Annotated in this window: 28 protein-coding genes and 1 riboswitch; of the genes, 15 read left to right on the top strand and 13 right to left on the bottom strand. The window is 69.1% G+C overall.

The window, feature by feature from the left end; genetic code table 11:
- Window positions 1-11 precede the first annotated feature (11 nt).
- A complete protein-coding gene (locus AC1Q87_RS05605) occupies window positions 12-323 on the top strand; it encodes a hypothetical protein (protein ID WP_492607980.1) in 312 nt (103 codons plus the stop codon).
- Window positions 324-327: 4 nt separating this feature from the next.
- Here the strand turns inward: AC1Q87_RS05605 and AC1Q87_RS05600 are convergent, their stop codons facing one another.
- The 5 genes from AC1Q87_RS05600 to AC1Q87_RS05580 form a co-directional block, all read right to left on the bottom strand.
- The gene (locus tag AC1Q87_RS05600) at window positions 328-756 is read right to left on the bottom strand and encodes a PaaI family thioesterase (RefSeq protein WP_492607979.1); all 429 of its coding nucleotides are present in this window, start codon (window positions 754-756) and stop codon (window positions 328-330) included.
- Window positions 757-764: 8 nt separating this feature from the next.
- Window positions 765-1262, bottom strand: a complete 498-nt coding sequence (locus tag AC1Q87_RS05595) for a 6,7-dimethyl-8-ribityllumazine synthase (RefSeq protein ID WP_492607978.1) — start codon at window positions 1260-1262, stop codon at window positions 765-767.
- A gap of 96 nt (window positions 1263-1358) precedes the next feature.
- Window positions 1359-1514: riboswitch (FMN riboswitch) on the bottom strand.
- Window positions 1515-1630: 116 nt separating this feature from the next.
- Window positions 1631-2074 (bottom strand): flagellar basal body protein, encoded by a 444-nt coding sequence (locus AC1Q87_RS05590; RefSeq protein WP_492607977.1) that lies wholly within the window; start codon window positions 2072-2074, stop codon window positions 1631-1633.
- Between the two features lie 11 nt (window positions 2075-2085).
- Window positions 2086-2391 carry a rod-binding protein gene (locus tag AC1Q87_RS05585; RefSeq protein ID WP_492607976.1) on the bottom strand — a complete coding sequence of 102 codons (306 nt, stop codon included), beginning with the start codon at window positions 2389-2391 and terminating at the stop codon, window positions 2086-2088.
- Complete coding sequence (locus tag AC1Q87_RS05580; RefSeq protein ID WP_492607975.1) at window positions 2391-3497, bottom strand: flagellar basal body P-ring protein FlgI; 1107 nt, start codon at window positions 3495-3497, stop codon at window positions 2391-2393. The genes AC1Q87_RS05585 and AC1Q87_RS05580 overlap by 1 nt, the downstream gene beginning before the upstream one ends.
- 201 nt (window positions 3498-3698) lie before the next feature.
- Between AC1Q87_RS05580 and fliX the strand changes: the two genes are divergently transcribed.
- The 4 genes from fliX (at window position 3699) to AC1Q87_RS05560 (ending at window position 6972) form a co-directional block, all read left to right on the top strand.
- Entirely contained in the window at window positions 3699-4130 is a 432-nt protein-coding gene (gene fliX, locus AC1Q87_RS05575; RefSeq protein WP_492607974.1) for a flagellar assembly regulator FliX, read from the top strand.
- A gap of 99 nt (window positions 4131-4229) precedes the next feature.
- Window positions 4230-4658: an RNA polymerase-binding protein DksA gene (gene dksA / locus AC1Q87_RS05570; protein ID WP_267229712.1), complete on the top strand. Its 429-nt coding sequence runs from the start codon at window positions 4230-4232 to the stop codon at window positions 4656-4658.
- Between the two features lie 131 nt (window positions 4659-4789).
- Window positions 4790-6454, top strand: a complete 1665-nt coding sequence (locus tag AC1Q87_RS05565) for an NAD+ synthase (protein WP_492607973.1) — start codon at window positions 4790-4792, stop codon at window positions 6452-6454.
- A complete protein-coding gene (locus AC1Q87_RS05560; RefSeq protein ID WP_492607972.1) occupies window positions 6451-6972 on the top strand; it encodes a GNAT family N-acetyltransferase in 522 nt (173 codons plus the stop codon). The genes AC1Q87_RS05565 and AC1Q87_RS05560 overlap by 4 nt, the downstream gene beginning before the upstream one ends.
- Here AC1Q87_RS05560 and AC1Q87_RS05555 read toward each other — a convergent pair.
- A complete protein-coding gene (locus AC1Q87_RS05555) occupies window positions 6969-7571 on the bottom strand; it encodes an LOG family protein (RefSeq protein ID WP_492607971.1) in 603 nt (200 codons plus the stop codon). The two genes, AC1Q87_RS05560 and AC1Q87_RS05555, sit on opposite strands and share 4 nt — an antisense overlap.
- Before the next feature lie 144 nt (window positions 7572-7715).
- Here AC1Q87_RS05555 and AC1Q87_RS05550 point away from each other — a divergent pair, with 144 nt between their 5' ends.
- The 3 genes from AC1Q87_RS05550 to AC1Q87_RS05540 are packed head-to-tail and all read left to right on the top strand — an operon-like array spanning window position 7716 to window position 10644.
- A complete protein-coding gene (locus AC1Q87_RS05550) occupies window positions 7716-8453 on the top strand; it encodes a hypothetical protein (RefSeq protein WP_492607970.1) in 738 nt (245 codons plus the stop codon).
- 7 nt (window positions 8454-8460) lie between these two features.
- A complete protein-coding gene (locus tag AC1Q87_RS05545) occupies window positions 8461-10296 on the top strand; it encodes an ABCB family ABC transporter ATP-binding protein/permease (protein ID WP_492607969.1) in 1836 nt (611 codons plus the stop codon).
- A 57-nt stretch (window positions 10297-10353) separates the two neighbouring features.
- Window positions 10354-10644, top strand: coding sequence for a hypothetical protein (locus AC1Q87_RS05540; protein ID WP_492607968.1), 291 nt, complete (start codon window positions 10354-10356; stop codon window positions 10642-10644).
- Window positions 10645-10649: 5 nt separating this feature from the next.
- Here AC1Q87_RS05540 and AC1Q87_RS05535 read toward each other — a convergent pair whose 3' ends face one another.
- Together AC1Q87_RS05535 and AC1Q87_RS05530 are read right to left on the bottom strand one after the other, a co-directional pair.
- On the bottom strand, window positions 10650-13886 hold the full coding sequence (locus AC1Q87_RS05535) for an efflux RND transporter permease subunit (RefSeq protein WP_492607967.1): 3237 nt from the start codon (window positions 13884-13886) through the stop codon (window positions 10650-10652).
- A 30-nt stretch (window positions 13887-13916) separates the two neighbouring features.
- Window positions 13917-14984, bottom strand: a complete 1068-nt coding sequence (locus AC1Q87_RS05530; RefSeq protein WP_492607966.1) for an efflux RND transporter periplasmic adaptor subunit — start codon at window positions 14982-14984, stop codon at window positions 13917-13919.
- A gap of 250 nt (window positions 14985-15234) precedes the next feature.
- Here AC1Q87_RS05530 and AC1Q87_RS05525 point away from each other — a divergent pair, with 250 nt between their 5' ends.
- From AC1Q87_RS05525 to AC1Q87_RS05510, 4 genes are all read left to right on the top strand, one after another.
- Window positions 15235-15675, top strand: a complete 441-nt coding sequence (locus AC1Q87_RS05525) for a VOC family protein (RefSeq protein WP_492607965.1) — start codon at window positions 15235-15237, stop codon at window positions 15673-15675.
- Complete coding sequence (locus tag AC1Q87_RS05520) at window positions 15642-16457, top strand: SDR family NAD(P)-dependent oxidoreductase (RefSeq protein ID WP_492607964.1); 816 nt, start codon at window positions 15642-15644, stop codon at window positions 16455-16457. The genes AC1Q87_RS05525 and AC1Q87_RS05520 overlap by 34 nt, the downstream gene beginning before the upstream one ends.
- A 177-nt stretch (window positions 16458-16634) precedes the next feature.
- Window positions 16635-18248: an NAD(P)/FAD-dependent oxidoreductase gene (locus AC1Q87_RS05515; RefSeq protein WP_492607963.1), complete on the top strand. Its 1614-nt coding sequence runs from the start codon at window positions 16635-16637 to the stop codon at window positions 18246-18248.
- 116 nt (window positions 18249-18364) lie between these two features.
- Complete coding sequence (locus AC1Q87_RS05510; protein ID WP_492607962.1) at window positions 18365-19426, top strand: hypothetical protein; 1062 nt, start codon at window positions 18365-18367, stop codon at window positions 19424-19426.
- On the opposite strand, the gene AC1Q87_RS05505 is transcribed toward AC1Q87_RS05510, so the two are convergent.
- From AC1Q87_RS05505 to epmA, 3 genes are read right to left on the bottom strand one after another with little or no spacing between them, the layout of a single operon-like run.
- Window positions 19423-19887: a hypothetical protein gene (locus AC1Q87_RS05505; protein ID WP_492607961.1), complete on the bottom strand. Its 465-nt coding sequence runs from the start codon at window positions 19885-19887 to the stop codon at window positions 19423-19425. The genes AC1Q87_RS05510 and AC1Q87_RS05505 overlap by 4 nt on opposite strands.
- A gap of 56 nt (window positions 19888-19943) precedes the next feature.
- On the bottom strand, window positions 19944-20978 hold the full coding sequence (locus AC1Q87_RS05500) for a lysine-2,3-aminomutase-like protein (protein ID WP_492607960.1): 1035 nt from the start codon (window positions 20976-20978) through the stop codon (window positions 19944-19946).
- Window positions 20979-21022: 44 nt separating this feature from the next.
- Entirely contained in the window at window positions 21023-22075 is a 1053-nt protein-coding gene (gene epmA, locus AC1Q87_RS05495; protein WP_492607959.1) for an EF-P lysine aminoacylase EpmA, read from the bottom strand.
- 143 nt (window positions 22076-22218) lie between these two features.
- Here epmA and efp point away from each other — a divergent pair, with 143 nt between their 5' ends.
- Complete coding sequence (efp, locus tag AC1Q87_RS05490; RefSeq protein ID WP_436061754.1) at window positions 22219-22785, top strand: elongation factor P; 567 nt, start codon at window positions 22219-22221, stop codon at window positions 22783-22785.
- A gap of 18 nt (window positions 22786-22803) precedes the next feature.
- Here the strand turns inward: efp and AC1Q87_RS05485 are convergent, their stop codons facing one another.
- Window positions 22804-23664: a DMT family transporter gene (locus AC1Q87_RS05485; protein ID WP_492607958.1), complete on the bottom strand. Its 861-nt coding sequence runs from the start codon at window positions 23662-23664 to the stop codon at window positions 22804-22806.
- 93 nt (window positions 23665-23757) lie between these two features.
- Between AC1Q87_RS05485 and AC1Q87_RS05480 the strand changes: the two genes are divergently transcribed.
- A complete protein-coding gene (locus AC1Q87_RS05480) occupies window positions 23758-25152 on the top strand; it encodes an aminotransferase-like domain-containing protein (RefSeq protein WP_492607957.1) in 1395 nt (464 codons plus the stop codon).
- Here AC1Q87_RS05480 and AC1Q87_RS05475 read toward each other — a convergent pair.
- Window positions 25149-25754, bottom strand: coding sequence for a peptidylprolyl isomerase (locus AC1Q87_RS05475; protein ID WP_492607956.1), 606 nt, complete (start codon window positions 25752-25754; stop codon window positions 25149-25151). The genes AC1Q87_RS05480 and AC1Q87_RS05475 overlap by 4 nt on opposite strands.
- Before the next feature lie 300 nt (window positions 25755-26054).
- Here AC1Q87_RS05475 and AC1Q87_RS05470 point away from each other — a divergent pair, with 300 nt between their 5' ends.
- Window positions 26055-26348: a hypothetical protein gene (locus AC1Q87_RS05470; RefSeq protein ID WP_492607955.1), complete on the top strand. Its 294-nt coding sequence runs from the start codon at window positions 26055-26057 to the stop codon at window positions 26346-26348.
- Window positions 26349-26351: the final 3 nt, after the last annotated feature.

Raw genomic sequence — 26351 nt, 5'->3', positions numbered from 1 at the left:
GGGAAACCAAGATGATCGGCCCGCTGTATGACGAGGTCGAGGAGCCAGGCGCGGGCGGCGAACCGCCAGACGCCGGCTCGATAGACCTGGACCTGGAGCTAGGTCTGCCCAAGGCCGCGCCGGTCGCCGGACCGCCGACGCCCGCCAGCATCCGCAGCCGCCTGCATGTGATCTGCGCGCTCTATGCGCACACCCCGCAGGCGGACCGGCGTCTGGCGCTGCTCGACCACCTCGAACGGATGACCTTGGAAGCAGCCGAGTCGCTGGCCGCGCACCTGCTGGCCAGCGGGTGGCGGCCCCGGGACACGCCCGAAGCCGCCTGACGCTCTAGGCCGCGGCCTTCCGCACGACCCGGAAGGTCCCGTTGGCCCGCGCGCAGGGTTCTCCGTCGGCGGTGACGAAGGCCTGGGCGAAGGCCAGGGTCGAGCCCGGCTTCACGAACACGGTGTCGAACTCCAGCCACTGGCCGATCTTGGCCGCGCCCAGGAAGTCGAGGGCGAGGTTGACCGTGACCAGGCTGGCGTCCGGCCCGAGCCGGTGCGCGCAGGAGAGGCCCATGGCGTTGTCGGCCAGGGCGCTGATCAGCCCGCCATGCACCATGCCGCGGCTGTTGGTGTGGGCGGCCTCCGCCACCAGCCCCAGCACCACGGCGCTGTCGGTGCGGCGGCTGTAGAGCGGCTCCCACGGGTCGGTGAGCGGGCTCTGACGGAAGTGCCGCTGGAAGCCGGGCGGGATGCGGACGATCTCCTGCATCATCCCATGCCTCACGCCGCTGCGGCGAGCTTGGCCAGGCTGGCGATGGTCTTGGCCACCGCCTGGGCCGCCTCCGCGCCCTTGGTCAGGAAGTGCTCGCGGAAGAAGCTCTGGTGGATGTCGTGCTCATGGAAGTGGTGCGGCGTCAGCACCACCGAGAACACCGGCACCTCGGTCGAGAGCTGCACCTGCATCAGGCCCGAGATCACCGTCGAGGCGACGAAGTCGTGGCGATAGATGCCGCCGTCGACCACGAAGCCGGCCGCGACGATGGCCGCGTACTTGCCGGTCTTGGCCAGGGTCTGGGCGTGCAGCGGGATTTCGAAGGCGCCGGGCACCTCGAACCGGTCGATGGCGCTTTCCGAGAAGCCGAGGCCGCCGATCTCCTTGAGGAAGCCCTGATAGGCGTTGTCGACGATCTCGCTGTGCCAGCCGGACTGGACGAACGCGATGCGGGCCAGACGGAAGGCGCCGTTGGCGGTGGGAACTTCGAAGTGGGTGACAGTCATGGTCAGATCCCTGAGATGGATTGAAACCACGACTCAGGGAGACGCTAGGCCCCGGCCAGGGATCCCCGCGCAGACGCGCAAGGACTGGCCGTCGCCAGCGGTTCTCATAACCGGACTCTAACCGTCGGCCCCGGGATCACACCGGAATCTGCTGTCCCTGCCGGCCTATCGGCCGCCAGGCGCCCGCGGGCTCGTGCGGCCAAGGCCGCCATTACCGCCGGTGGGGACTTTCACCCCGCCCTGAGAACGCGGTCGCCGGAACAGCCCGACGACCAGGCCAGGGTAGGCCCATGACCCAGGGTCAAACAAGCGTTTAATTTCTGCGTGGGGTCCCAGCAGGGCTAACAGCCCGGAGGGGCGAGAGGCCTCTACGCCCGCTTGTTCAGCGTGATCGAGGTGGCCGAGGGCGCCGGCGCGGCGACCCCGCCGCGGCCATAGCCCGAGCCGGTGTTGCGCTTGGAGGCCACTTCCTCGGCGATCGCCCTGACCAGCCCCTCGGTGACGGTCTTGGCCGCGTCCAGCGCGCGGCCCTGGCGGGCCAGCACCGCGTCGAAGGCTTCGGTGGCCCGGATCAGCCGGGTGCGCTGCATCAGCGGCGCGCCGGCCACCAGGTTCGGGTTGGCGCGCACGCGGGCCGACTCGTGGCGGTAGACGTTGGCCAGTTTCGAGGTTTCCTCGATGTACATCGCCGCGTCCTGGGGCCGGCGCTCCTCGAACGCCAGCGCCTCGTGCGCGATCAGCTCGGTCAGGCGCTCGGTCAGCACGATCAGTTGTTCGACGCGGTCGGTCGCGTCCGTGGCGGAGATCGCCATGCCAAACTCTCCTAACTCAAACCTTGAAGCTTCAACATTTCCTGGGCGACCCGGTCGGACAGGCCCACGCCGCCGGCCTTGGTCACCTGCTTGGCCATCGCGTCGCTCATGAACGACTTGAACGCCGCCTCGCCGTGTCCGCCGCTGAACGGGGCCTCGACGCCGACGTCCTTGAACATCTCGGTGAACATCACCGACAGGAACGAGCTCTCGAAGTCCTTGGAGGTCTTCTCGATCTGGCCGCGCTTGGCCAGTTGCTCTGCGGTCAGCTGCGGCGTCGCCGTGGTCGGAATGCTGAAGGTGGAGCCCAGGTCCATCACATCACCTCGATGTCGGCTTGCAGCGCGCCGGCCGCCTTGATGGTCTGCAGGATCGAGATCATGTCCCGCGGCGTGACGCCCAGCGCGTTCAGCCCGGCGACCAGGCTGGCCAGCGAGGCGCCGTCGCGCAGGGTGATGAACTTCTTGCCCTTCTCCTCGTCCACCTGGACGTCGGACTGCGGCACCACCGCCGTCTCGCCGCGGCTGAAGGGGGCGGGCTGGCTGACCGCAGGGCTCTCGCGGACGGTGATCGTCAGGTTGCCTTGGGCGATGGCGACGGTGGAGACGCGGACGTTCTCGCCCATGACGATGACGCCGGCGACCTCGTCGATCACCACCTTGGCCGGGCTGTCGGTCTCGACGCTCAGGTTCTCGACCTGCGACATGAACGAGACCATGTCCTGGCCGCCCGGCGAGCGCAGCGTGACGATGGTCGGGTTGTCGGCCCGGGCCGAGCCGGGGAAACGGGTGTTGACCGCATCGGCGATCTTGCGGGCCGTGGAGAAGTCGGGATTGCGCAGGGTCATGCGCATCTCGCCCATGTTCGCCATCTGGAAGCCGATCTCGCGCTCGACGATGGCCCCGCCGGCGATCCGGCCGGCCGTGGGCACGCCCTTCGAGACCGACGAGCCCGAAGCCCCGCCGGCCGAGATCGAGCCGGTCTGCACCGTGCCCTGGCTGACCGCATAGGCCTGGCCGTCGGCGCCCATCAGCGGCGTCACCAGCAGCGTGCCGCCTTGCAGGCTCTTGGCGTCGCCCATCGCCGAGACCGTGGCGTCGATCGGCGCGCCGGCGGCGACGAAGGCGGGCAGGCGGGCCGTGACCATGACCGCGGCGACGTTCTTGGTGTTGAGGTTGGTGTCGCGGGTGTTGACCCCCAGCCGCTCGAGCATGGCTTCCAGGCTCTGGCGGGTGAACGGGGCGTTGCGCAGGCTGTCGCCGGTGCCGTTCAGCCCGACCACGAGGCCGTAGCCGACGAGCATGTTGTCGCGCACGCCCTCGAACTCGACGATGTCCTTGATCCGCGACTTGGCGAAGGCCGGCCCTGAAACCAGGGCGGCGGCGATGAACGCGGCGCTGAAGAGGCGGAAGGATCGGCGCATGGGACCTCGACGCAATACGGACGGCAAAGAGCTTGCTGGTCCCTTGCGATGGGCGTGCCAGTTTAAAATATTAGCAAAATCAATGGTCAGGCTTGGCGGGGCGCCGCGCGGGAGGCGCCTGGCGGCAGAAATTGCCCGGCATTAACCATACCATAAGCTTGCCCCGAGAGATTTGGGACGAACCATGGTAGAGGGCCTTTCATGAAGGTCAGCGGAACAAGCGGCGTCGGATCGGCCGCCGGACCGGGCAAGGCTAAGCCCGCCGGTGGAGAAGGGTTCCAGATCGCCCAGCCCCCGGCGGCTGCGGGCGCAGCCCAGGTCGCTCGCGCCGGCGGCGTCGGCGGCGTGATGAGCGTGGATGCGATCCTCGCCCTGCAAGACATCGGCGGGCCGCTGGAGCGCCGTCGCCGCGCGGTCGGGCGGGCTGGCAAGATCCTCGACGTTCTCGAAGACGTGAAGATCGCACTCCTTTCCGGCGACGTGTCCGTGGACGATCTAGAGCGCCTGAAACGGGCGATCGCCGACGAGCGTCAAAGCTGCGACGACGAACGCCTAGAAGGTGTATTGAACGAGATTGAAACCCGTGCTGCCGTGGAGCTAGCAAAACTCGAACGTGCGAATCGTGCGGCGTAATGGCCTACGAAGAGCGAGGTTCGTTGAAAGCGGATTTCTATTTGGTATAAGCGGCCCGCGTTTCGTCGGGTTGATGTACCGAGGGGGCTTGAGGCGTCTATGAGCACGGCCACGATGTTGGCGGAAAAGCCTGAATATCGTCCTTCCGAGGACGAGGAATTCATGAACGAGCGGCAGCTCGAGTATTTCAAGCAAAAGCTGCTGAACTGGAAAGAGGACATCCTGCGGGAGTCCCGGGAAACTCTGGCTCACCTACAGACCGAGACAGAGAACCATCCCGATTTGGCGGATCGGGCGACGTCGGAAACCGACCGAGCCTTGGAGCTCCGCACCCGCGATCGCCAGCGCAAGCTGATCTCTAAGATCGACGAAGCGCTGCGGCGGATCGAGGACGGGTCGTACGGCTACTGCGAGGATACCGGCGAGCCGATCGGCGTCGCCCGCCTCGAAGCCCGTCCGATCGCGACGCTGAGCCTCGAAGCCCAGGAGCGGCACGAGCGCCGCGAACGGGTCCATCGGGACGACTAAGTTTCAAGGGCGGTCCTTCGGGGCCGCCCTTTCTCTTTGCCAGGCGACTTTGACGGTCGGGTCGGCGTGATTTTGGTCGCGTGCGCGCCGCGGCTCTAGTCCAGCTCGATGACGGACGTTACATGACAGGCATGTCCACGCGCCTCGTCATCGCCGCCATCCAAGCCAATCCGACCGTGGGCGCGATCGCCCATAACGAGGCGCTGGCGCGCGAACGCCTGGCCCAGGCCAAGGCGGCGGGCGCCGACATCGCGGTCTTCTCCGAACTGTTCATCAACGGCTACCCGCCCGAGGACCTGGCGCTGAAGCCGGCCTTCTGGGCGGCCGGCAAGGCCGCGGTCGAGCGGCTGGCTCTCGACACCAAGGACGGCCCCGCCGCCCTGGTCGGCGTCATCTGGCCCAACGCCAAGGCGGGCGGGCGGCCGCACAACGCCCTGGCCTTCCTGGCCGAGGGCGGGATCAAGGGCCTGGCGATCAAGGGCGACCTGCCCAACTACGGGGTCTTCGACGAGAAGCGCGTCTTCGAAGCCGGCGCCTCGGGCGGCGTCTTCGAATGGAAGGGCGTCAAGCTCGGCGCGCCGATCTGCGAGGACATCTGGTCGGCGGCGATCTGCGCCGATCTGAAGGCCCAGGGCGCCGAAATCCTGCTGGTCCCCAACGGCTCGCCGTTCCGCCGCACCGCCGACCATGAGCGGATGGGCGTGGCCAAGGCGCGCGTCGCCGAAACCGGCCTGCCGATGCTCTACGTCAACGAGGTCGGCGGACAGGACGAGCTGGTCTTCGACGGCGGCTCCTTCGCGCTGTCGGCGCAGGGCGAGGTGGTCATGCGCCTGCCGATGTTCGAGGAAGCCTTCGCCCTGACCGTCTGGGAAAAGGGCGCCGACGGCTGGACCTGCGTCGAGGCCCCGATGGCCGACTGGGTCTCGGGCCCGGAAGAAGTCTACCGCGCCATGGTCCTGGGCCTGCGCGACTACGTGAACAAGTCCGGCTTCCCGGGCGTGCTGCTGGGCCTCTCCGGCGGCGTCGACTCGGCGATCAGCGCCGTGGTCGCGGCCGACGCCCTGGGCGCCGACCGGGTCCGCTGCTTCATGCTGCCCTCGCGCTACACCAGCCAGGACAGCCTCGATGACGCCGAGGACTGCGCCAAGCGGCTGGGGATTCGGCTGGACGAGATCTCGATCGTCCCGGCCATCGACGCCTTCGCCCAGATGCTGACGCCGCACTTCGAGGGGAAGGCCCCCGACCTGACCGAGGAGAACATCCAGGCCCGCGCCCGCGGCGTCTCGCTGATGGCGCTCTCCAACAAGCTCGGCCTGATGCTGATGACCACCGGCAACAAGTCGGAGATGGCGGTCGGCTACGCCACGCTCTACGGCGACATGTGCGGCGGCTACAACGTCCTCAAGGACATCTACAAGACCGAGGTCTACGCCGTCTGCGACTGGCGCAACGCCAACGATCCCTACGGCGTCGCCGCCGACCCGATCCCCGAGCGCATCCTGACCAAGGCCCCGTCGGCCGAACTGCGGCCTGACCAGAAGGACCAGGACAGCCTGCCCGAATACGCCGAACTCGACGCCATCCTTCACGGGCTGGTGGAGGAGGAGGCGACCCTCGACGAGATCGTCGCCCGCGGCCATGCGCCCGAGACCGTCGAGCGCATCCAGCGGCTGCTCTACAATTCGGAATACAAGCGCCGCCAGGCCGCGCCGGGCGTGAAGGTCGGGGCCCGCGCCTTCGGCCGCGACCGCCGCTATCCGATCGTCAACGGCTTCCGGGACGTGGTCAGCAAGTGATCGCGCCCGTCCTCGAGACCGAGCGGCTGATCCTGCGGCCGCACGCCAAGGCCGATCTCGACGACTGCGCGGCGCTGTGGCGCGATCCTGAGGTCATCCGCTACATCGGCGGGCGGGCCTTCACCCGCGAGGAATCCTGGGCGCGGCTGCTGCGCTACGTCGGCCACTGGCGCGAGATGGACTTCGGGTTCTGGGCGATCTGCGAAAAGCCGTCCGGCCGCTTCGTGGGCGAGCTGGGTCTGGCCGACTTCATGCGCGACTTCCAGCCGGGCTTCGGCGACACCCCCGAAATGGGCTGGGTGTTGAGCCCGGCGGTGCACGGCAAGGGCTACGCCAGCGAGGCGATCGCCGCGGCCTTGGCCTGGGCCGACGCCAATCTGGCTGGCGGGCGCACGGTCTGCATGATCAGCCCGCAGAACGAGCCCTCGCTGCGCGCCGCCGACAAGGCCGGCTTCCGAGAATACGCCCGCGCCGACTATCACGGCGAAGTCGTGCTGCTTGAGCGGCTGCGCCCCTAGGTCAGCTGGGCGACGTCCGGGGCCGCATCGGGGCCGGTCGGCACGCCGCGGCGCAGGGCCGGGATGATCTCATCGGCCGTATCGACCGCGACCCAGCTCTGCATGAAGCTGGGCGGCGTCAGGTGCTGGTCGACCGTATGCTGGAACAGGTGGAACAACGGCTCCCAGAAGCCGTCCGGATTGTAGAACACCACCGGCTTGCCGTGCAGGTCCAGCCGCCGCCAGGACAGCAGCTCGACCACCTCTTCCAGGGTGCCGATGCCGCCGGGCAGCACGACGAACCCGTCCGAGCGCTCGAACATCATCATCTTGCGCTCGTGCATCGAGTCGACGGTGACCGTCTCCACGACGTCCAGGCGGCGCTCGCGCTCCTTCAGGAAGGCCGGGATGATGCCCAGCACCTTGCCGCCGGCCTCGTGCGCGGCCATGGCGCAGGCGCCCATCAGGCCGACCCCGCCGCCGCCGTAGATCATCGTCAGCTCCGCCGCCGCCAGGCCGCGCCCCAGCTCTGCGGCGCTGGCCAGCAGGGCCGGGTCGGCCGCATCGGAAGAGCCGCAGAAGACGCAGACGGAGTCGAGGCGGTCGGGCGCGTCGCCCATTTGATGAAGCTCCTGGAGAATCAACGCGGCGCGCTTGCAGAGGCGCCGGGAAAGACCGATTAGCTAGGCCGAGAACCTGGGAGTTGCAAGCTGACCTGCCGCCGCGCCACCCTTCGCCTGCCGCTGTCGGCGGCGCTCGTCCTCGTGCTCGCCGCCTGCGGCCAGGACCCTGCGCCGACCGCCCCGCCGCCGGCCAAACCCGCGCCGGCCCAGGCCGATCTCGGCTATCTGACGCCGCCGGTGGTCAGCCAGGTGCGGCTCGACGGCGAGAGGCTGCAGATCAACGGCGCAGCGCCGGCTTCGTCGCGCGTGCGGCTGGCGACCCCTGAGGGCGAGGCGCTGTTCGCCGACGCCGATTCCAAGGGCTTCTGGGGGCTGACGACGCCGCGCGGGAGCCAGGCGCAGATCTATGGCCTGTCGGCGACCACCGGCGGCCGCACCGTGCAGAGCGAGGGCTACCTGCTGCTGACGCCCGATGGCGAGGCCGCGCTGCTGCGGGCCGGCGCCGGCGCGCTGCGCGTCGGCAGGGCGGGCAGGAACGACGTGGACGCCGTCGACTTCGACCGCGAGGGCGGGGCGGTGGTCTCCGGTCGCGCCCCGGCCGGGGCGGCGCTCAGCGTCCACGTGGACGGCCGCAAGCTGGCCGAGGGGCGCGCCGACGCCCGCGGCCGCTACGTCCTGGCCCTGACCCAGCCGCTGCCCCTGGGCCGGCGCCAGATCGACGTGTTTGGCGACGCCACCGAAAATCCGGTCGAGATCGAGGCGACCCCGGCGGCCGCCCTCGCCAGCGGCCCGTTCCGCGCGACCGCGGTGCCGGCCGGCCTGCGCGTCGACTGGATGACCCCGGGCGGCGGCGTCCAATCGACCATCCTGCTGAAGTGAGCCGGCCATGACCCCGGCCATGGCTGCGCGCCGCCAGCCCGACGCGATCGCCCCGGCGTCGGTGAAGTTCGACTTCTGGCGCTCGATGGGCGACCTGTCCGCCCTGGTGATGCGCTCGGGCGCGCCCGGCCTGCGCTGGCGCGTCGCCGCATCCCTGGCCCTCGTGTTCGCGGGCAAGGCGGCGGGCGTCGCAGCACCGGTCGCGCTGGGCGACGCCATCAACCGCCTGGCGCCCGGCGCAGGGCAGGCGGCCGAACTGGGCTTCGACTTTCTGCTGCTGGCCTTGGCCTTCGCCGGCCTGCGCCTGATCGCGGCCTGCGCGCCGAACCTGCGCGACATGATCTTCACCGTGGTCGCCCAGTCGACCATGGCCAAGGCGGCGACCGAGACCTTCGCCCACACCCTGGCGCTAGGCCTCGACTACCATCAGGGCAAGCAGACCGGCTCGCTGGCCCGGGTCATCGATCGCGGCGCGCGCTCGACCGACTTCCTGATGCGCAGCGTGGTCTTCAACCTCGGCCCGACGGCGATCGAGCTGGTCCTGGCCATGGCGGTCATGGCCATGCGGCTGGACTGGCGCTTCGCCGCGACGGCGTTCGTCACCATCGTCCTCTACGCGGTGCTGACCTTCAAGATCACCGACTGGCGGCTCAGCCACCGGCGCGAGCTCAACGAGGCCGACAGCCGCAGCGCCGGTCTCTCGGTGGACGCGCTGCTGAACTACGAGACGGTCAAGACCTTCGGCTCGGAAGAGCGCACCGTCGACCGCTACGGGGCGGCGATGGCCGACTATGTCCGGGCCGGCGTGCGCGCCAACGCTTCGCTCGCCATGCTCAACGCCATCCAGGCGCTGGTGCTGAACCTCGGCCTCGCCCTGATGACCGTCATGGCCGGCTACGAGGTCCTGAACGGCCGCATGCGGATCGGCGACGTGACCATGGCGATCCTGCTGCTGATCGGCATCTACGGCCCGCTCAACATGCTGGGCTTCAACTATCGTGAGATCCGCCAGGCCTTCATCGACATGGAGCAGATGGTCCAGCTGCGCGCGGTTAAGCCCGACATCGTCGACGCTCCGGACGCCCGTCCGCTGCCGCCGGCCAGCGGCCGCGGGGCTGACATCGCCTTCGAGGACGTCGAGTTCCGCCACGACGCCCGCTCGACCGGCCTGATCGACGTCAGCTTCCATGCTCCGCCCGGCGCGACGGTGGCGTTGGTCGGCCCGTCAGGGGCCGGCAAGACCACGGCCATCCGCCTGGCGCTGCGCCTGATCGACCCGCAGAGCGGGCGCATCACCCTCGACGGCGTCGACCTGCGCAAGGTCCAGCAGAGCTCGCTGCGCCAGGCGATCGCCCTGGTGCCGCAGGACGTGGCCCTGTTCAATGACACCATGGCCGCCAACATCGCCTTTGCGCGGCCCGGCGCGAGCCTGGCTGAGATCCGCGCCGCGGCCGACGCGGCCGAGCTCGGCGGCTTCATCGACAGTCTGCCGAACGGGCTCGCCACCCTGGTCGGCGAGCGCGGCCTGAAGCTCTCGGGCGGCGAGCGCCAGCGCGTCGGCATCGCCCGCGCCCTGCTGGCCGACCCGCGCCTGCTGATCCTCGACGAGGCGACCAGCGCCCTCGACGGTCCGACCGAGGCCGCCATCCAGGAGACGCTGCGCAAGGTCCGCGCCGGGCGCACGACCCTGGTCATCGCCCACCGCCTGTCGACCATCGTCGACGCCGACCTGATCCTCGTCCTGCGCCGCGGGCGCATCGTCGAGCGCGGCGGCCACGCCGAACTGCTCGACAAGGGCGGAGAGTATGCGGCCCTTTGGCGTCGCCAGACCCGCGAGGCGTGACGGCGGCCCTCGACTAGGTCTAGGGTCGCCCGCTCAAATCTCCGAAGGCGCCCGCCGATGTTCAATCCCAATCCCTGGCTGAAGCTGTCGATCGACGCCTTCTGGCTCGGGGCCGAGTCCAGCCAGGTGGTGGCGCTGCGCATGATGAAGCTGGCCGGGGGCGGGGCAGGGGCCGCGGCCGAGGCCCAGCGCATGGTCGCCGAGAAGGTGTCGGCGGCGATGGCCGCCCAGACCGAGCTGGCGCTCGGGGCCATGAACGGCTCGCCGCACGCCGGCGCGACCAAGGCCATGGCGCTCTATCGCCGCCGGGTGCGCGCCAACCGTCGCCGGCTGGCGCGCGAGGTCTAGCGACCCTACTCGGCGGCCTTGGCCACTTCGGTCTCGCTCGCCGCCACGGCGTCGCTGCTGCGGCGCTTACGCTTACGCAGGCCCAGTCGATCGGCCAGCCAGCCGAAGCGCTGGCCGTAGACCTTCGGGGCGGCCAGCATCACCGGCGTTAGGATCAGCGTCAGCAGGGTGGCGAAGGACAGGCCCCAGACCACCGCGCCCGACAGCTGCACCCACCACTCGGACCCCGGCGCCTTGTACTCCATGTGCATGCCGTGGAAGTTCGGGTGCAGCTGGAACATCAGCGGCAGCAGGCCCACGACCGTCACCAGGGTGGTCAGCATGACCGGCCGGAACCGCTGGGTCGCCGCGCGCACCGCCGCTTCATCGGCCGGGAAGCCCGCCCGCCGCAGCTGGTAGTAGGTGTCGACCAGCACGATGTTGTGGCCGACGACCACCCCGGCCAGGGCCACGACCCCGGTCCCCAGCATGATCACCGAGATGTAGTCGAAGGTGTGGTGGATGTTGACCACCACGCCCAGCAGCACCCCGACCGTCGACAGCGCCACCGCCGACAGAGTCACGACCACGCCGTAGAACGAGTTGAACTGCCAGAGCAGGATCACCCCCATCAGGAACAGCGACACCGCCATGGCGGCGACGAAGAACCGCGCCGCCTCCTGGCCTTCCTCGTCGGCGCCGGTGAACTTCCAGCGCACGTTCGGATCGATGTTCGCCTTTTCCAGCCAGGGCCGCAGCTCGGCGATCTTGTGGCTCGCCGCCACGCCCTCGACGGTGTTGGCCTGGATGACCGCCAGCCGCTGGCCGTCGCGCCGTTGCAGCGTCGTCACCTGCTGGGCCGGGGACAGCTTGATGAAGTAGCTGGCCGGCACCGGGCCGAACTGGGTCGGGATCTTCAGGGTGTCGAACGCCGCCACGTTGCGGCTCTCCGGCGGGAAGCGGACGCGGATGTCCAGTTCGTCGTCGGCGTCGTCGGGCCGGAAGCGCCCGACCAGCACGCCGCCGGTCACGAACTGGATCGCCTGGCCGACGGTCAGCACGTCGACGCCGTAGCGGCCGGCCGCCTCGCGGTCGACGGTCATGTTCCACTCGATGCCGGGCGAGGTGCGATTGTCCTCCAGCTCGTGCAGTTGCCGGTCGGTCGCCAGCTTGGCCTTCACGAGGTCGGCGGCCTTGTTCAGCGCCGCCGGGTCCTGGCTGCGCAGTTCAACTTGCACGTCCTTGCCGACCGGGGGGCCGCCCTGCGGTTCGCGCACCTCGACCTCGACGCCGGGAATACCCGCGACGCGTCTGCGCACCTCGTTGGCGATGTCCTTGCCGACCAGGCCGAGCTCCAGCCGGTCCTCGTAGTCGACGAAGTCCACGCTGATCCGTCCGATGGTGTCGTTGGGGATCGAGTTCGGCCCGCCGCCAGGGCTGGCCGTGCCGGACCGCACGAAGATCGAATTGACGCCCTTCTGACCGATCAGCCGGCTCTCGACCTGGCGCACGATCTGGTCCTGCGCCTGAGGCGACAGGTTGCCCCGCGCCTTGACGTAGACCGAGACGTACTCGGGGTCCTGCTGCAGGAAGAACTCGGTCGGCTTGTTCTCGGCGCGGAAGGCGATGACCACCAGCACGATGATCGCCAGCGTCGCGAACATGGTCGTGGTCGGGTGCCGGCCCAGCGTGTCGACCGTACGCGCGTACCAGCCCATGAAGCCGGTCATCTCGCGCGGGTCGCCGCGTTCGGACTTCTCGATCTCGGCCAGATGCGCCTCGTCGACCGCCGCCTTGCGGCCGAAGATCGAGCCGAGCGCCGGGGTGAAGATCAGCGCGATGAAGATCGACGCGCCCAGCACGTAGAACAGCGTCATGGGCAGGAAGCTCATGAACTTGCCGGGGATCGAGTTCCAGAACAGGAACGGCAGGAAGGCGCACAGCGTCGTCAGCGTGCCGTTCAGCACGGGCCAGAACATCCGCTTGCCGGCGGCGGCGAAGGCTTCCTCCTTGGACATGCCCTCGGCCATCTTCCGGTCGGCGTACTCGACCACCACGATGCCGCCGTCGACCAGGATGCCGACCGCCAGCACCAGGCCGAACATCACCATCTGGTTCAGGGTCACGCCGGTGGCGTTGAGCATCAGGAAGGCCAGCATGAAGCAGGCCGGGATCGCGGCGCCGACCATCAGCCCCTGGCGGATGCCCAGGGTGGCGACGATGATCAGCATGACCAGGATGGTCGCGATCAGCAGGCCGCTCTCCAGCACCACCAGGGTGCGGCCGATGAAGTCGCTTTCGTCGAAGATGTAGGAGACCTTGACCGTCTCGGGCCAGCGCTTCTGCTCCTCGGCAACGACCTTGCGCACCTCCTTCACGGTGTCGAGGACGTTGGCCCCCGAGCGCTTGGCGACGTCCACCGAGAAGGCCGGCTGGCCGTTGAAGCGGGTGATGTAGTTGGCTTCCTTGAAGGTGCGCCGCACGTCGCCGATGTCGCCGACGGTGATCAGCCGGTCGCCGTTCTTCTTGATCGGCAGCGCCAGGATGTCGGCCGGCTGGTTGACGACGCCGGGCACCTTGACCGCGAACTTGCCGGCCCCGGATTCCAGGTTGCCGGCCGGCACCAGCTGGTTGTTGCGACCGATGACCTGCGCCAGTTCGCCGGGCGAGACGTTCGCCGCCTCCATGCGCACCGGGTCGATGGTGACTTCCAGCAGCTCCTCGCGGCCGCCGTTCAGATAGACCTCGAGCACGCCGGGCGTGCTCTCCAGCCGGTCCTGCAGGGTGCGCGAGATGTGGAACAGCGTGCGTTCGGGGGCCGCGCCGGACAGCACGATGCCGATGATCGGCTCGCCGGAGGCGTTGGCCTCCTCGATGATCGGCTCCTCGGCGTCAGGCGGGAACTTGCCGCGGGCCAGGTCGACCTTGGCGCGGACCTCGCCCAGTGCCTTGTCCTTGTTGAAGTCCGCCTCGAACTCCAGGTTTACGATCGCCATGCTCTGGCGGGCGACCGCGTTCATCTCCTTGACGCCCTCGATCGTCTGCAGCTCGGTCTCCAGCGGCCGCACGAGCAGCCGCTCGGCGTCCTCGGGACTGACGCCGGGGTAGGGCACCACCACGGTGATGAACGGGAAGTCGATGTTCGGGTTGGATTCCCGCGGCATCGACAGATAGGCGAAGAACCCGAACAGGCTGGCGATCAGGGTGACGGCCAGCACCACCTTGCGCCGCTTGATCGCGCCGTCGATCAGAGGTCCGATCATAGCCTCGTCTCCTGATGAGCAGGGGCGCGCCTAGCGCGCCGCAGCCACTCGAACCTTTTGACCTTCGGCCACGTACGACTGGCCGACGGTGATCACTCGGGCGGGGCCGCGCAGGCCGGTCACCCAGATGCCCTGCGGGGTCTCCTCCAGCACCTTGATCGGCGCGAAGGCGACCTTGTCGTCGGCCAGCACGTAGCGCACGCCCTGGCGGCCCGCGGCGTCGAGCACCAGCGACGACAGCGGCACCAGGTGGGCCGGGCCCGACCCGGCGTTGATGCGCACCGCCGCCGACAGGCCCGAGCGGGTCATCTGTGGGTTCGCGGTGGTGATTTCGATGCGATAGGTGCGGGTCTGGGCGTCGGCCTCGCGCGCGGCGTAGCGAACCTTGCCGGCCAGGGTCTCGCCGGAGGTCAGCTGGGCGCTGGCGGTCGAACCGACCTTGACCTTAGAGGCCTCGGTTTCGGGCAGGTCGCCGACGATCAGCAGCGGGTTGAGCTCGATCATCGTCCCGCAGGGCTGGCCCGGCGCCAGATAGGCGCCGACTTCGGCGTCGCGCTTGTCGAACACCCCGTCGAACGGCGCGCGGATGCTCATCTGCTCGACGCCCAGTTCGGCCTGGCGGACGGTGGCGGAGGCGGCGTCCAGGTTGGCCTGGTCCTGCAGCACCTGGGTCTGCGAGCGATAGCCCTTGGCCGCGAGGTCGGCCGACGCCTTCTGTTGCAGCTGGCGCGAGCGCATGTTGGCGCGGGCCTGGTCCAGCGTCGCCTGGCGCGCGTCGACGTTCAGGCGGCACAGGACCGTGCCCTTGCGCACGAACGAACCTTCGACCGCGGGGGTGGCGGCGACGACGCCGGCGGTTTCCGAGCGGACCACGACGCTGCGCGCGGCCTCGGTGCGGCCGCGGATCGCCACCAGGTACTCATGCGTCGCTTCGGGGGTCATGACCGCCTGCACGGTCGCCAGGGCGTCCGCGCCGGCGGTCTTGGCTTCGGCCTTGCCGGCCTTGCCCGCGCGGCTCGCGATCGTGCCGATGGTGAAGGCCAGGACCAGCACCACCACCACTGCGATAACAAACAGGTACTGTGATTTGACACGCATTCAGTCGTTTCCCCCCGGGCAGCAACGAAGTCGCGACCGCATCTGAATCGCAGTCGTACGCCCGGACCGCAGAAATCAGCTTTTAGCGTCTTCTGATGCCGCCGTTCTGCGACTGCAAATGAAATCGCGGACAGACAACCTAAAGGACGGATAATGTGCCCCCGGCGCCGCAGGATTGCAGCATGGCCTTGCTTGCTCTTTAACGCCGCCGACGCTCCAATATCCGTCGCCTGCAAGGAAGTACGCCGCCATGAAATACCTGCACACCATGGTTCGGGTGACCGACCTCGACGCTTCGCTGGACTTTTACTGCAACAAGCTCGGCTTGGTCGAAGTCTCCCGCGCCGAAAACCAGGGCGGGCGATTCACCCTGGTGTTCCTCTGCGCCCCGGAGGACCGCGAAGCGGCCCTCGCCGCCAAGGCCCCGATGGTCGAGCTGACCTACAACTGGGACCCCGAGGACTATCAGGGCGGTCGCAACTTCGGCCATCTGGCCTATGCGGTCGACGACATCTACGCGACCTGCCAACGCCTGGCCGACGGCGGCGTGACCATCAACCGTCCGCCGCGCGACGGCCACATGGCCTTCGTCCGCTCGCCGGACGGCATCTCGATCGAGCTGCTGCAGGCCGGCCCGCGCAAGGAGCCGGCGGAACCTTGGGCCTCGATGCCGAACACGGGGGCGTGGTGAGCGGCCGCCTCTCAGGGCGCTCGGCGCTGATCACCGGCGCGGCCGGCGGCATCGGCCTGGGCTGCGCCCGCGCCTTCGCCGCCGAGGGCTGCGACCTCGCCCTGCTCGACCTCGACGAGCCGCGGGTGACGGAGGCGGCGGACGAGCTGGCGCAGGCCAGCGGCCGCCAGGTTCACGCTCTGGCCTGCGACCTCGCCGACGCCGACGCCGCACGCAAGGCGGTGATCCGCGCCGCGGCGCTGCTCGGCAAGATCGACGTGCTGGTCAACAACGCCGGCATGCTGGTTCCCGGCGACATCCTCGACGCGGAACTCGCCGACTTCGACCGGGTGATGGCGGTCAACCTGCGCGCGCCCTTCGTGGTCGGCCAGACCGTCGCGCGCCACATGGTCGACGCCAAGATCAAGGGCTCGATCATCAACATGTCCTCGATCAACGCGGTGCTCGCCATTCCCGGCCAGCTGGCCTACGTCGCCTCCAAGGGCGGCCTGGGACAGCTGACCAAGGCCATGGCGCTGGGCCTTGCGCCGCACGGCGTGCGCGTGAACGCGATCGGCCCGGGCACCATCGTCACCGACATCCTCAAGGGCGTGCTGGAGAACGACGACGCCCGTCGCCGCGTGCTGCAACGCACGCCGCTGGGCCGCTTCGGCGAGGCCGACGAGATCGGCCGCGTCGCCGTGTTCCTGGCCAGCGACGACAGTTCCTACATCACCGGCCAGACCATCTATCCCGACGGCGGCCGCCTGGCGCTGAACTACACGGTGCCGGTGGCGGACTAGGTGGAGATAGTTGCTCCCCCTTTGGGGGAGCTGTCAGCGAAGCTGACTGAGGGGGACTTTGACCCTGACGTGTTGAGAGCGGTCCCCCTCCGTCTCGATGCTGCGCATCGATCCACCTCCCCCAGCAGGGGGAGGATCTCGGCTGTCATCCTTGGCCAGACCCGCTAAAAGCCCCCGATGCTGCGACTGACCGAAATCAAGCTGCCCCTCGACCATCCGGAGGAGGCGCTCCGCGCCGCCGTTCTCGCCAAGCTGGCCGGGCTGGAGTCCGAGCTCGTCTCGTTCGAGGTCTTCCGCCGCGCCAACGACGCGCGGCGCAAGGCGGCGATCCTGCTGGTCTACACGGTCGACGTCGTGGTGACCGACGAAGCTGCGGTGCTGGCCCGCCATGACGGCGACCGCAACGTGCAGCCGACCCCCGACATGGCCTATCGCCACGTCGCCCAGGCGCCGGCGGGCCTCGCCAAGCGGCCGGTGGTGATCGGCGCTGGCCCCTGCGGTCTGTTCGCTGGCCTGATCCTCGCCGAGATGGGCTTCAAGCCGATCATCCTCGATCGCGGCAAGGTCGTGCGCCAGCGCACCAAGGACACCTGGGATCTCTGGCGGCGCAGCAAGCTGCACCCGGAATCCAACGTCCAGTTCGGCGAGGGCGGGGCCGGCACCTTCTCGGACGGCAAGCTCTACAGCCAGGTCAAGGACCCGCGTTTCCTCAGCCGCAAGGTGCTGACCGAGTTCGTCGCCGCCGGCGCCCCGCCTGAGATCCTGACCGAGGCCCACCCCCACGTCGGCACCTTCCGGCTGGTGACCATGGTCGAGGCCATGCGCGAAAAGGTCGAGAGACTGGGCGGCGAGTACCGCTTCGAGCACAAGGTCGAGGACTTCGACATCGTGGAGGAGGGCGGTCAGCGCCGTCTGCGCGGCCTGCACCTGCAGGACGGCGGCTACATCGAGGCCGACCACGTGGTCCTGGCGCTGGGCCACAGCGCCCGCGACACCTTCCACACCCTCTACGACCGCGGCGTCCACATCGAGGCCAAGCCGTTCTCGCTCGGCTTTCGCATCGAGCACCCGCAGTCCTGGATCGACCGGGCCCGCTTCGGGACCAGCGCCGGGCACAAGGACCTCGGCGCGGCCGCCTACAGCCTGTCGCACCACTGTTCCAACGGCCGCACGGTCTACAGCTTCTGCATGTGCCCGGGCGGCACGGTGGTCGCCGCCGCCTCCGAGCCGGGGCGCGTCGTCACCAACGGCATGAGCCAGTACTCCCGCAACGAGCGCAACGCCAATGCCGGCATCGTCGTCGGCATCACCCCGGACGAGGACTATCCCGGCCACCCGCTGGCCGGCATCGAACTTCAGCGCCACTGGGAATCCCAGGCCTTCGTCGCCGGCGGCGGGACCTATGCCGCGCCGGCCCAGCGCGTCGGCGACTTCCTGGCCGGCAAACCCTCGACCAGCCTCGGCGAGGTGGTTCCGTCCTACCGGCCGGGCGTCACGCCGACCGACCTCTCGGACTGCCTGCCGGACTTCGCCATCGCCGCGATCCGCGAGGCCCTGCCGGCCTTCGCCCGCCAGATCCCCGGCTTCGACCACGCCGACGCGGTGCTGACCGGCGTCGAGACCCGAACGTCGTCTCCTGTCCGCATCACCCGCGGCAAGGACTTCCAAAGCCTCAACACCGTCGGTCTCTATCCGGCCGGCGAAGGCGCGGGCTACGCCGGCGGCATCCTCTCGGCCTCCATCGACGGCATCAAGGTCGCCGAAGCGGTGGCCAGGAGCGTCGTGGGCTAGTCTGGCCCCGGGGGCGGCACCGCGCCTGTCGGTGGTGGCGAATTTGTACAATGCGCCCCGGGTTTCGCGGCGTAGCCAGGACCATGGCGCCGGCACGGCGCATGGGGGGCTCGATCGTGAATTATCGTGGAATTTGCCTGGCGGCCGTGCTCGCGCTCACCTCGGCCGAAGCTGCGCAAGCCGCCAAGCCGCTGATCAATTTGGGGCCGAAGACAGCCCCGGTCAGCGCGCCGCTGGAGTTTGCGGCGGGCGATGATCTCTCCAAGCTCGGCGGCGCGTTGATCTGGCAGAACGAGCGCGAGGCCGCCCGTGGCCTGCGTCAGGTGGTGATCCCCTCGTTCCAGGTCGAGTTCGTCACCCACTCGGGCGCCGCTTCGACGAGCCAGGGTCTCGCCCAATCCAAGGTGAGCTACAGCCTCAATGGGCCGGGGCCGGCCGAGATGCAGGCCATCACCGACGCGTTCTACGCCCACTTCGTCGCCGATCTCGCGGCGGCGGGCGTGACGGTGATCCCGCTGGACGAGGCGATCGCCCGCAGCCCCGGTCTGGTTCGGCTGATGAACATGTCCAAGCCGTCGCCCTATGTGCGCGGCAAGGAGAACCGCAGCGGCTTCTACTCGCCGCCCGGCATGAAGTTCTACTTCACCCCCAATGACGGCCGCGCCAAGGGGTTTGGCGACACCATGACCACCACCGGATCCCAGGTCCCCGAGGAGATGGCCATGGCCGAGCTCGGCGCCGGGGTCATGGGCGTGCGCATGGTCGTCGACTTCGCCGAGATCCAGGCGCGCGGCCGCGGCGTGCTCGGCATGCGCCCGATGACCGCCAAGGTCACCAGCAAGGCCAATGTCGCGCTGCTGCCGGTCGACACCCAGATGTGGGTGCTGACCCCCAAGGCCAAGTCGACGCCCATGGATCTGGGCCACCGGCTTCGCTACGCGCTGACCTCGCCCGTCGTCATGCCTGACTCGGTGCTCTCGGCCAGCGACACCACCACCAGCGCCAGCAGGATGGGCGACGCGGTCGGCTCGGCGATCGGCGTCCTGGCCGGGGTCGGCGGCACGAAGACCCGCACGTATGAGGTCACGGTCGATCCGCAGGCCTGGAGCCGCGACGTCTCGGCCGCGCTGGAACAGGTCGGCGACCTGATGATCGCCCGTTTCAAGCAGGACCTTTAGCGGCCGGCGGCGTCGGGCAGGCGCCGCTTGGCGAACCAGGCGACGATCAGGCCGAAGGCCAGCATGGCCAGGCCGTTCTTGATCAGCCCCTCGACGCTGAACTTCGGAACCCGGCCGATGGCCGACAGCGGCATGACCACGTAGTTCATGACCGCGTAGATCACGACGCCGTAGCCCAGGCCGGCGGCGATCCAAGCCCGGCGCAGCATCGGCGCGGCCAGGCTCGTCAGCACGAACACCGCCGCAATGATCAGGCCCATCAGCTCCTGCAGCGCCGCGCCCAGCACCGCCGTGGCGACGCCTCCGTCGAACGCCGTTTTGCCGATCAGGCCGCTGGCGATGAAGTGGAGGATGGTGGTCAGGCTGGCGCCGCTGATCAGCATGGCCGCGCCGATGTCGAGGGTGGCGGCGACCACTCCGCCGAGAACGATGGCTGTCAGGATCGAGCGTTTCGAAGCCACATGCGTCCCCCGTCCAGCCTCGGATCGGGCGACGCTATTTCAAGATCGGCGTTCGCTCAATCGGGGGGCTTCGGCGGGTAGGCGTGCAGGACCCCGTTGGGATCCTCGACGCTCGCCTCGCCGACATAGTTCGGGCCGACCGGGACCTTGCCGTGGCCGCCGGGGATGTCGAGCACATAGGTCGGCTGGCAGAGCCCTGAGTAGCGGCCGCGCAGGGCCTTCATCAGCGCGCGGCCTTCCTCGAGGCTGGTCCGCTGGTGGCTGGTGCCGGGGGCCAGGTCGCCCTGGTGCAGATAGTAGGGGCGGATTCGGTTCTCGACGAAGCCGCGCATCAGGGCGCCGAGCGTCTCGGGATCGTCGTTGACGCCCTTCAGCAGCACGGTCTGGCTCAGCATCGGCAGACCGGCGTCGATGATGCGGGCGCAGGCGGCGCGGGCCGCAGGCGTCAGTTCACGGACATGGTTGGCGTGCAGGGCGACATAGACCGCCTTGCCCTCGCACCGGATCGCCGCGACCAGCTCGTCCGTGACGGCGCCCGGGTCCACGACCGGCACGCGGGTGTGATACCGGACCACCTTCACATGCTCGATCCTGGCCAGCCGCGCCGAGAGGTCCGCCAGACGCCGCGGCGACAGCACGAACGGGTCGCCGCCGGTGACGATGACCTCCCAGATCTCCGGCCGCTCGGCGATATAGGCGAACGCGGCGTCGAGCTGGTCCGGCGTCAGGTTCGACAGCCCCTCCGGCCCGACCATCTCGCGCCGGAAGCAGAACCGGCAATAGACCGCGCAGGTGTGGGTCGGCTTGAGCAGCACGCGGTCGGGATAGCGATGGACGATCCCCTCGACCGGGCTGTGGGCGAAGTCGCCGATCGGATCGGCGCTCTCCTCGGGCGTCGCCTCAAGCTCGGCCGCGCCGGGCATCAGCTGGCGCGCGATCGGATCGGCCGGGTCGGCGGGGTCGATGAGCTCGGCCATGTCCGGGGTGATCGCCAGCGCATAGCGCGCGGCGACGCGCTCGAGCTCCGGCAGCCGCTCCAGCGGCGCCAGCCCGGCGGCGACCAGGTCGCTAGGTTTGCGCAGCGTGCTCATCGCGCCCGCATATGGCTCATGCAGGGGCCGCGGGCAAATGCGGCCTACCGCGCGACGTCGGCCACCGGGGTCCAGACCACCTGCTCGATGCGGCTGGCGCCGGTCGCCAGCATCACCAGCCGGTCGAAGCCCAGCGCCGAGCCGCAGGCGCTCGGCATGTGGGGCAGGGCGGCCAGGAAGTCCTCGTCGATCGGATAGCGCTCGCCGTAGACGCGGGCCTTCTCGTCCATTTCCGCCTGGAACCGCCGTCGCTGCTCGACCGGGTCGGTCAGCTCGCCGAACGCGTTGGCGAGCTCCACCCCGCAGGCATAGAGCTCGAAGCGTTCGGCCACCCGCGGGTCGGACGCCTTGGGCCGGGCCAGCGCCGCCTCGCTGATCGGGTATTCGCAGAGGATCGTCGGGCGGCCCATGCCGAGCTTGGGCTCGACCTTCTCGACCAGCACCTTCGAATAGATATCCTGCCAGACGTCGTCGTCGGCGATGCGGACGCCGCAAGCCGTTGCTGCGTAAGCCAGTCCGTCGCGGTCGGTTTCGCCGTCCGCCGCCACCGTGGCCAGCAGATCGATGCCGGCATGCCGCTGGAAGGCCTCCTGCAGGCTCAACCGTTCAGGTTCCTGGAAGGGATCGCTGGAAACCTGCCGATAAGAGAGGGTTTTGGCGCCGACCGTCTCCGCCGCCAGCCGCAGCAGGTCCGCGCAGTCGACCATGAGTTGTTCATAGGGTTCGCCCGTCCGATACCACTCGAGCAGGGTGAACTCCGGATGGTGCAGCGGCCCGCGCTCGCGGTTGCGCCAGACGCGGGCGAAATCGAAGATCTTCGTCTCGCCGGCGGCCAGCAGTTTCTTGCAGGCGAACTCGGGCGAGGTGTGCAGGTAGAGCGGCTGGCGCTCGCCGGCATTGCCAATGATTTCAGTGCTAAAGGCGTGCAGATGCGCCTCGTTTCCGGGCGAGACCTGCAGCGCCGCGCCCTCCACCTCGGTGAAGTCGCGGTCCTCGAACCAGCGGCGCACGGCCCGGGTGATCGCGCCCCGCGCCAGCAGGAACGGCCGGCGGTCCTGATGGATGTCGGCCCGCCACCAGGGCGATTGTGAACTCATCGGCACGGGCGTCCTCTATGCGGCCATTTCGATCATGACTGGCGAATTTCGCCTTCATCGTATAGGTGCGCGCCAAGACCGCCGCTCGGCGGAATCGCGCGAGGCCGATGCCCGGTCTCCCAATAGGCTCGAGGACGAACTACGTGAAGGTCGCTGCCAGCTCGCTCAGGAAAGGCGCCGTCGTCGATATGGACGGCAAGCTCTATGTCGTCCTGACCGCCGAAAACATCCATCCCGGCAAGGGAACCCCGGTCACCCAGCTCAACATGCGCCGCATCGCCGACGGCGTGAAGGTGTCCGAGCGCTGGCGCACGACCGAGCAGGTCGAACGCGCCTTCGTCGACGACCGCAACTACAACTTCCTCTACCAGGACGGCGAGGGCTACCACTTCATGCAGCCCGAGACCTACGACCAGGTCGTGGTTTCGGAAGAAACCGTGGGCGACAACGCCCCGTGGCTGACCGACGGCCTCACCGTGGTCCTGTCGGTGCACGAAGGCGTGCCGATCGCCATGGAGCTGCCGCGCCTGGTCACCTTCGAGATCGCCGAGACCGAGCCGTCGGTGAAGGGGCAGACCGCCTCTTCGTCCTACAAGCCGGCGATCCTGACCAACGGCGAGCGCATCATGGTGCCGCCGTACATCGCCCCCGGCACGCGCGTGGTGATCCTGACGGAAGACTGGACCTACCAGGAACGCGCCAAGGACTAAGCCTTTCGCGGGCGGGGATCAGGCGAAGCGCCTGGCCCCCGCCACGCACAGCACCACTGCGGCGGTCACCGCCGCCATGGACCAGCCCACCGGCTCGCCCAGCAGGCCCGCCGCCAGGGCCAGGCCCATGAAGGGCTGCAGCAGTTGCAACTGCCCCACCGCGGCCACGCCGCCCGCGGCTAGGCCGCGGTACCAGAACACGCATCCGATCAGCATGCTGAACAGCGAGACGTAGGCCAGGCCCGTCCAGGCCTGCGCGCTGACCGTTGCGAGGTCCGCCGGAGGGGCCAGGAGCGCCGCCGGCGCCATCAGCGGCAGGCAGAGCAGCAGCGACCAGCAGACCGCCTGCCAGCCCCCCAGGCGGCGTGAGACGCGGCCGCCCTCGGCGTAGCCCAGGCCGCAGACGACGATCGCGGCGACCATCAGCAGGTCGCCCTGCATCGAACCTTCGCCGCCCTGGCTGAACGCGAACCCCGCGACCAGCGCCGCGCCGATGACGGCGAAGACCCAGAACGAGCGCTTGGGCCGCTCGCCGCCGAGCAGCACCGCGAACACCGCCGTGGTCAGCGGCAGCAGGCCGACGAACACGATCGAATGCGCCGCCGTGACGTGCTGCAGGGCCAGCGCCGTCAGCATCGGAAAGCCCAGCACCACCCCCAGGCCCATCATCGCCAACGGGGCCAGGTCGCGTCGTTCCGGCCTTGGCGCCCGGAACATGGCCAGCAGCCCGATCGCCAGCAGGCCGGCGATGGTCGCCCGGGCTGCGGTCAGGAAGGTCGGCGACAGGTCGGCCACCGCCACCCGGGTCGCCGGCAGCGAGCCTGAAAAGATCGCCACCCCGAGAAAGCCGTCCAGCCAGCCGCGCGTCTTCGCATCCATGTCCGTGTCTCCGCTTGTCGCGGGTATCGCTTGCGCGGGGCTCGCCCAGCCAGGAACGGTGCGGTACAATCGGGTCAAACTGTACTGGTCAGGATGGCGATACGGATGGAAGGCGAAGGCACGCGGGTCGAGCAGGTGATGGGGGCGATCCGTCAGCGCATCGCCGCTCGGGCGCTGCAGCCTGGCGCGAAGGCGCCGTCGATCCGCGCGTTCGCTCAGGCCATGGGGGTTTCCAAGTCGACGGTGGTGGAGGCTTACGATCGGCTGGCGGCCGAGGGCGTGATCCAGGCGCGCCGGGGGTCGGGCTTCTACGTCGCCGGCCGCACGCCACCCCTGGCGCTGGCCGACATCGGGCCGCGCCTGGACCGCTCCATCGACCCGCTATGGGTGTCGCGGCAGTCGCTGGAGGCCAGGCCCGACGCCCTGATGCCGGGTTGCGGCTGGCTGCCGACCGACTGGATGCCTCAGGAGGCGGTGCGGCGGGCGCTGCGCGGCCTGGCTCGCGCCGACCACGCCAACCTCACCGACTACGGTCCGCCGCTGGGCGCTCCGGCCTTGCGCCAGCTTCTGTCGCGGCGGCTGGCCGAACATGGCGTCGAGGCGTCGCCCAGCCAGATCATGCTGACCGAGTCGGGCACCCAGGCGATCGACCTCGTGTGCCGGTTTCTGCTGGAGCCCGGCGAAACGGTGATCGTCGACGATCCCTGCTACTTCAACTTCCACGCCATGCTGCGCGCGCACCGCGCCAAGGTCGTCGGTGCGCCCTGGACGCCGCAGGGGCCCGATCTCGAGATCTTCGAACAGCGACTGATCGAGCACCGGCCGCGCCTCTACATCACCAATTCGGGGCCGCAGAACCCGACCGGCGCTCAGTTGGCGCCGGTGATCGCCCACCGCCTGCTGAAGCTGGCCGAGCGGCATGGCGTGATCATCATCGAAGACGACATCTACGCCGATCTCGAGATCGAGCCGGCCCCGCGCCTGGCCGCCTTCGACGGACTGGACCGGGTGGTCCACATCGGCAGCTTCTCCAAGACGCTGTCGGCGGCCGCCCGCTGCGGCTTCATCGCGGCGCGGGATGGATGGATCGAGGACCTGGTCGACCTCAAGGTCGCCACCTCGTTCGGCGGCGGGGGCCTGGCGGCCGAACTGACCCACGCCATCCTCACCGACGGCGGCTACCGCCGCTATCTTGCGGGCCTACGCGAGCGGCTGGCGCGGGCGCGCGGCGAGGCGCTGCGGCGCCTCCGGGAGCTGGGCTTCGAGCCGTGGCTGACGCCGCAGGCCGGGATGTTCCTCTGGATGGCCCTGCCGGCTGGCCTGGACGCCGCGCCGGTCGCCCAGAGGGCGCTGACCGAGGGCGTCGTCCTTGCGCCGGGGGACGCCTTCAGCCTCTCGCAGTCGGCGCGGGGCTATATGCGCTTCAACGTCGCCCAGTGCGCTGACGGCCGGGTCTACGAGGCGCTGGAGCGCGCAATGCGTCCCTAAGGCGCCTCGCGTCGGGCGGTGATGATCTTCACCGGCTTGGCCAGCATCTCGCCCTTCATGACGCCCTCGCCGGCGGTGGGAGAGGTGGGGGCGGCGAGGATCTTCTGCACCGTGTCCATGCCGTCGACGACCTTGCCGAACGTCGCAAAGCCCAGATTGTCGCCCGGCTGCTTGGGATCGGCGTCCATGTAGGTCATGTCGCCGACGCAGATGAAGAAGTCGGAGGTGGCCGTCCCCGGATCGGTGCGGCCCATCGAGATCGCTCCGTTGACGTGCGACAGGCCGGTCTTGGTCGTCGGCTCGTGCGCGATCGGCTTCAGCACCCGCTTGGGGTCGTTCTGCACGCCGCCCTGGACCAGGCCGTATTCCGGCGCGTTCGGGACCTTGGACGCGCGATAGAAGGTGGCGCCGTCGAAGCGCTTCTCGTCGACATACCGAAGGAAGTTGTTCGCCGTGATCGGCGCCTTGTCGGGGTAGAGCTCAAGCACGATGGGGCCGTCGGCGGTCTCCAGTCGAACCTTCACCGGGGTTGCGGCGGGCTGAGCCGCGGCCGGGGCGGCCGCCATCGCCGCCATCGCGCCTAGAAACACCCGTCGCTTCATCGTCTCACTCCTGGTTCGACCGGCAGCTTAGCGCCCGACGTGGCCATGGCAACGCGCCGTCAGATAGTCGCCAGTGAAACTAGATGCTGAATTCAGAAGGCGTGGTTCAATGAACGCGCTCAACTATGTGAAGTCGAAATTGTCACGCTTGAAATACAGATTGATCTAGATAGCGGCACTGTGTGTGCCTCTAGGTCTTTAGATTGTCATGTTTGCGTAGTTGGATTTCGAGTTATGCGTGGTGAGGGTTCATCGGCCGGCCAGGGTTGCGCCGGATACCTGGAGACGAAAGCCAGGCCCTTGCTGAGGTCTGAGGCTGGGGTGGTCGCGGTCCAACTCGCCGCCGTCCTGGCGCTGGATACGACCGATCAGATATCCCTGAACCTGGCCCTGCTGGGGGACTATCGGCACGCCAAGAGCTTGGCGGCGCGCCTGCTGGGCGCAGGGGCGGACTGGTCGATCGACCCTTCGCCGGAAGGCCTGGGCGGCAAGCAGCGCGCGGCGAGGTTCACCGTCACCATCGGTCAGGCGCGCGCGACCGGCTCGGTGCCCGCGCTGGTGCTGCTCGCGGCCGTGCTCAGGCGCGGCGCGTAACGC

Source organism: Phenylobacterium sp. GW823-FHT02A09, from assembly GCF_058797775.1.
Note: the sequence above shows the minus strand (reverse complement) of the source record. Positions and strands in the feature narration are given on the sequence as shown.

Excerpts from the sequence above, each read along its gene's own strand:
- AC1Q87_RS05605 (WP_492607980.1), top strand. The coding sequence starts at position 12 with ATGATCGGCCCGCTGTATGACGAGGTCGAGGAGCCAGGCGCGGGCGGC.
- AC1Q87_RS05600 (WP_492607979.1), bottom strand. The coding sequence starts at position 756 with ATGATGCAGGAGATCGTCCGCATCCCGCCCGGCTTCCAGCGGCACTTC.
- AC1Q87_RS05595 (WP_492607978.1), bottom strand. The coding sequence starts at position 1,262 with ATGACTGTCACCCACTTCGAAGTTCCCACCGCCAACGGCGCCTTCCGT.
- AC1Q87_RS05590 (WP_492607977.1), bottom strand. The coding sequence starts at position 2,074 with ATGGCGATCTCCGCCACGGACGCGACCGACCGCGTCGAACAACTGATC.
- AC1Q87_RS05585 (WP_492607976.1), bottom strand. The coding sequence starts at position 2,391 with ATGGACCTGGGCTCCACCTTCAGCATTCCGACCACGGCGACGCCGCAG.
- AC1Q87_RS05580 (WP_492607975.1), bottom strand. The coding sequence starts at position 3,497 with ATGCGCCGATCCTTCCGCCTCTTCAGCGCCGCGTTCATCGCCGCCGCC.
- fliX (WP_492607974.1), top strand. The coding sequence starts at position 3,699 with ATGAAGGTCAGCGGAACAAGCGGCGTCGGATCGGCCGCCGGACCGGGC.
- dksA (WP_267229712.1), top strand. The coding sequence starts at position 4,230 with ATGAGCACGGCCACGATGTTGGCGGAAAAGCCTGAATATCGTCCTTCC.
- AC1Q87_RS05565 (WP_492607973.1), top strand. The coding sequence starts at position 4,790 with ATGTCCACGCGCCTCGTCATCGCCGCCATCCAAGCCAATCCGACCGTG.
- AC1Q87_RS05555 (WP_492607971.1), bottom strand. The coding sequence starts at position 7,571 with ATGGGCGACGCGCCCGACCGCCTCGACTCCGTCTGCGTCTTCTGCGGC.
- AC1Q87_RS05545 (WP_492607969.1), top strand. The coding sequence starts at position 8,461 with ATGACCCCGGCCATGGCTGCGCGCCGCCAGCCCGACGCGATCGCCCCG.
- AC1Q87_RS05540 (WP_492607968.1), top strand. The coding sequence starts at position 10,354 with ATGTTCAATCCCAATCCCTGGCTGAAGCTGTCGATCGACGCCTTCTGG.
- AC1Q87_RS05535 (WP_492607967.1), bottom strand. The coding sequence starts at position 13,886 with ATGATCGGACCTCTGATCGACGGCGCGATCAAGCGGCGCAAGGTGGTG.
- AC1Q87_RS05530 (WP_492607966.1), bottom strand. The coding sequence starts at position 14,984 with ATGCGTGTCAAATCACAGTACCTGTTTGTTATCGCAGTGGTGGTGGTG.
- AC1Q87_RS05525 (WP_492607965.1), top strand. The coding sequence starts at position 15,235 with ATGAAATACCTGCACACCATGGTTCGGGTGACCGACCTCGACGCTTCG.
- AC1Q87_RS05515 (WP_492607963.1), top strand. The coding sequence starts at position 16,635 with ATGCTGCGACTGACCGAAATCAAGCTGCCCCTCGACCATCCGGAGGAG.
- AC1Q87_RS05500 (WP_492607960.1), bottom strand. The coding sequence starts at position 20,978 with ATGAGCACGCTGCGCAAACCTAGCGACCTGGTCGCCGCCGGGCTGGCG.
- epmA (WP_492607959.1), bottom strand. The coding sequence starts at position 22,075 with ATGAGTTCACAATCGCCCTGGTGGCGGGCCGACATCCATCAGGACCGC.
- AC1Q87_RS05485 (WP_492607958.1), bottom strand. The coding sequence starts at position 23,664 with ATGGATGCGAAGACGCGCGGCTGGCTGGACGGCTTTCTCGGGGTGGCG.
- AC1Q87_RS05480 (WP_492607957.1), top strand. The coding sequence starts at position 23,758 with ATGGCGATACGGATGGAAGGCGAAGGCACGCGGGTCGAGCAGGTGATG.
- AC1Q87_RS05475 (WP_492607956.1), bottom strand. The coding sequence starts at position 25,754 with ATGAAGCGACGGGTGTTTCTAGGCGCGATGGCGGCGATGGCGGCCGCC.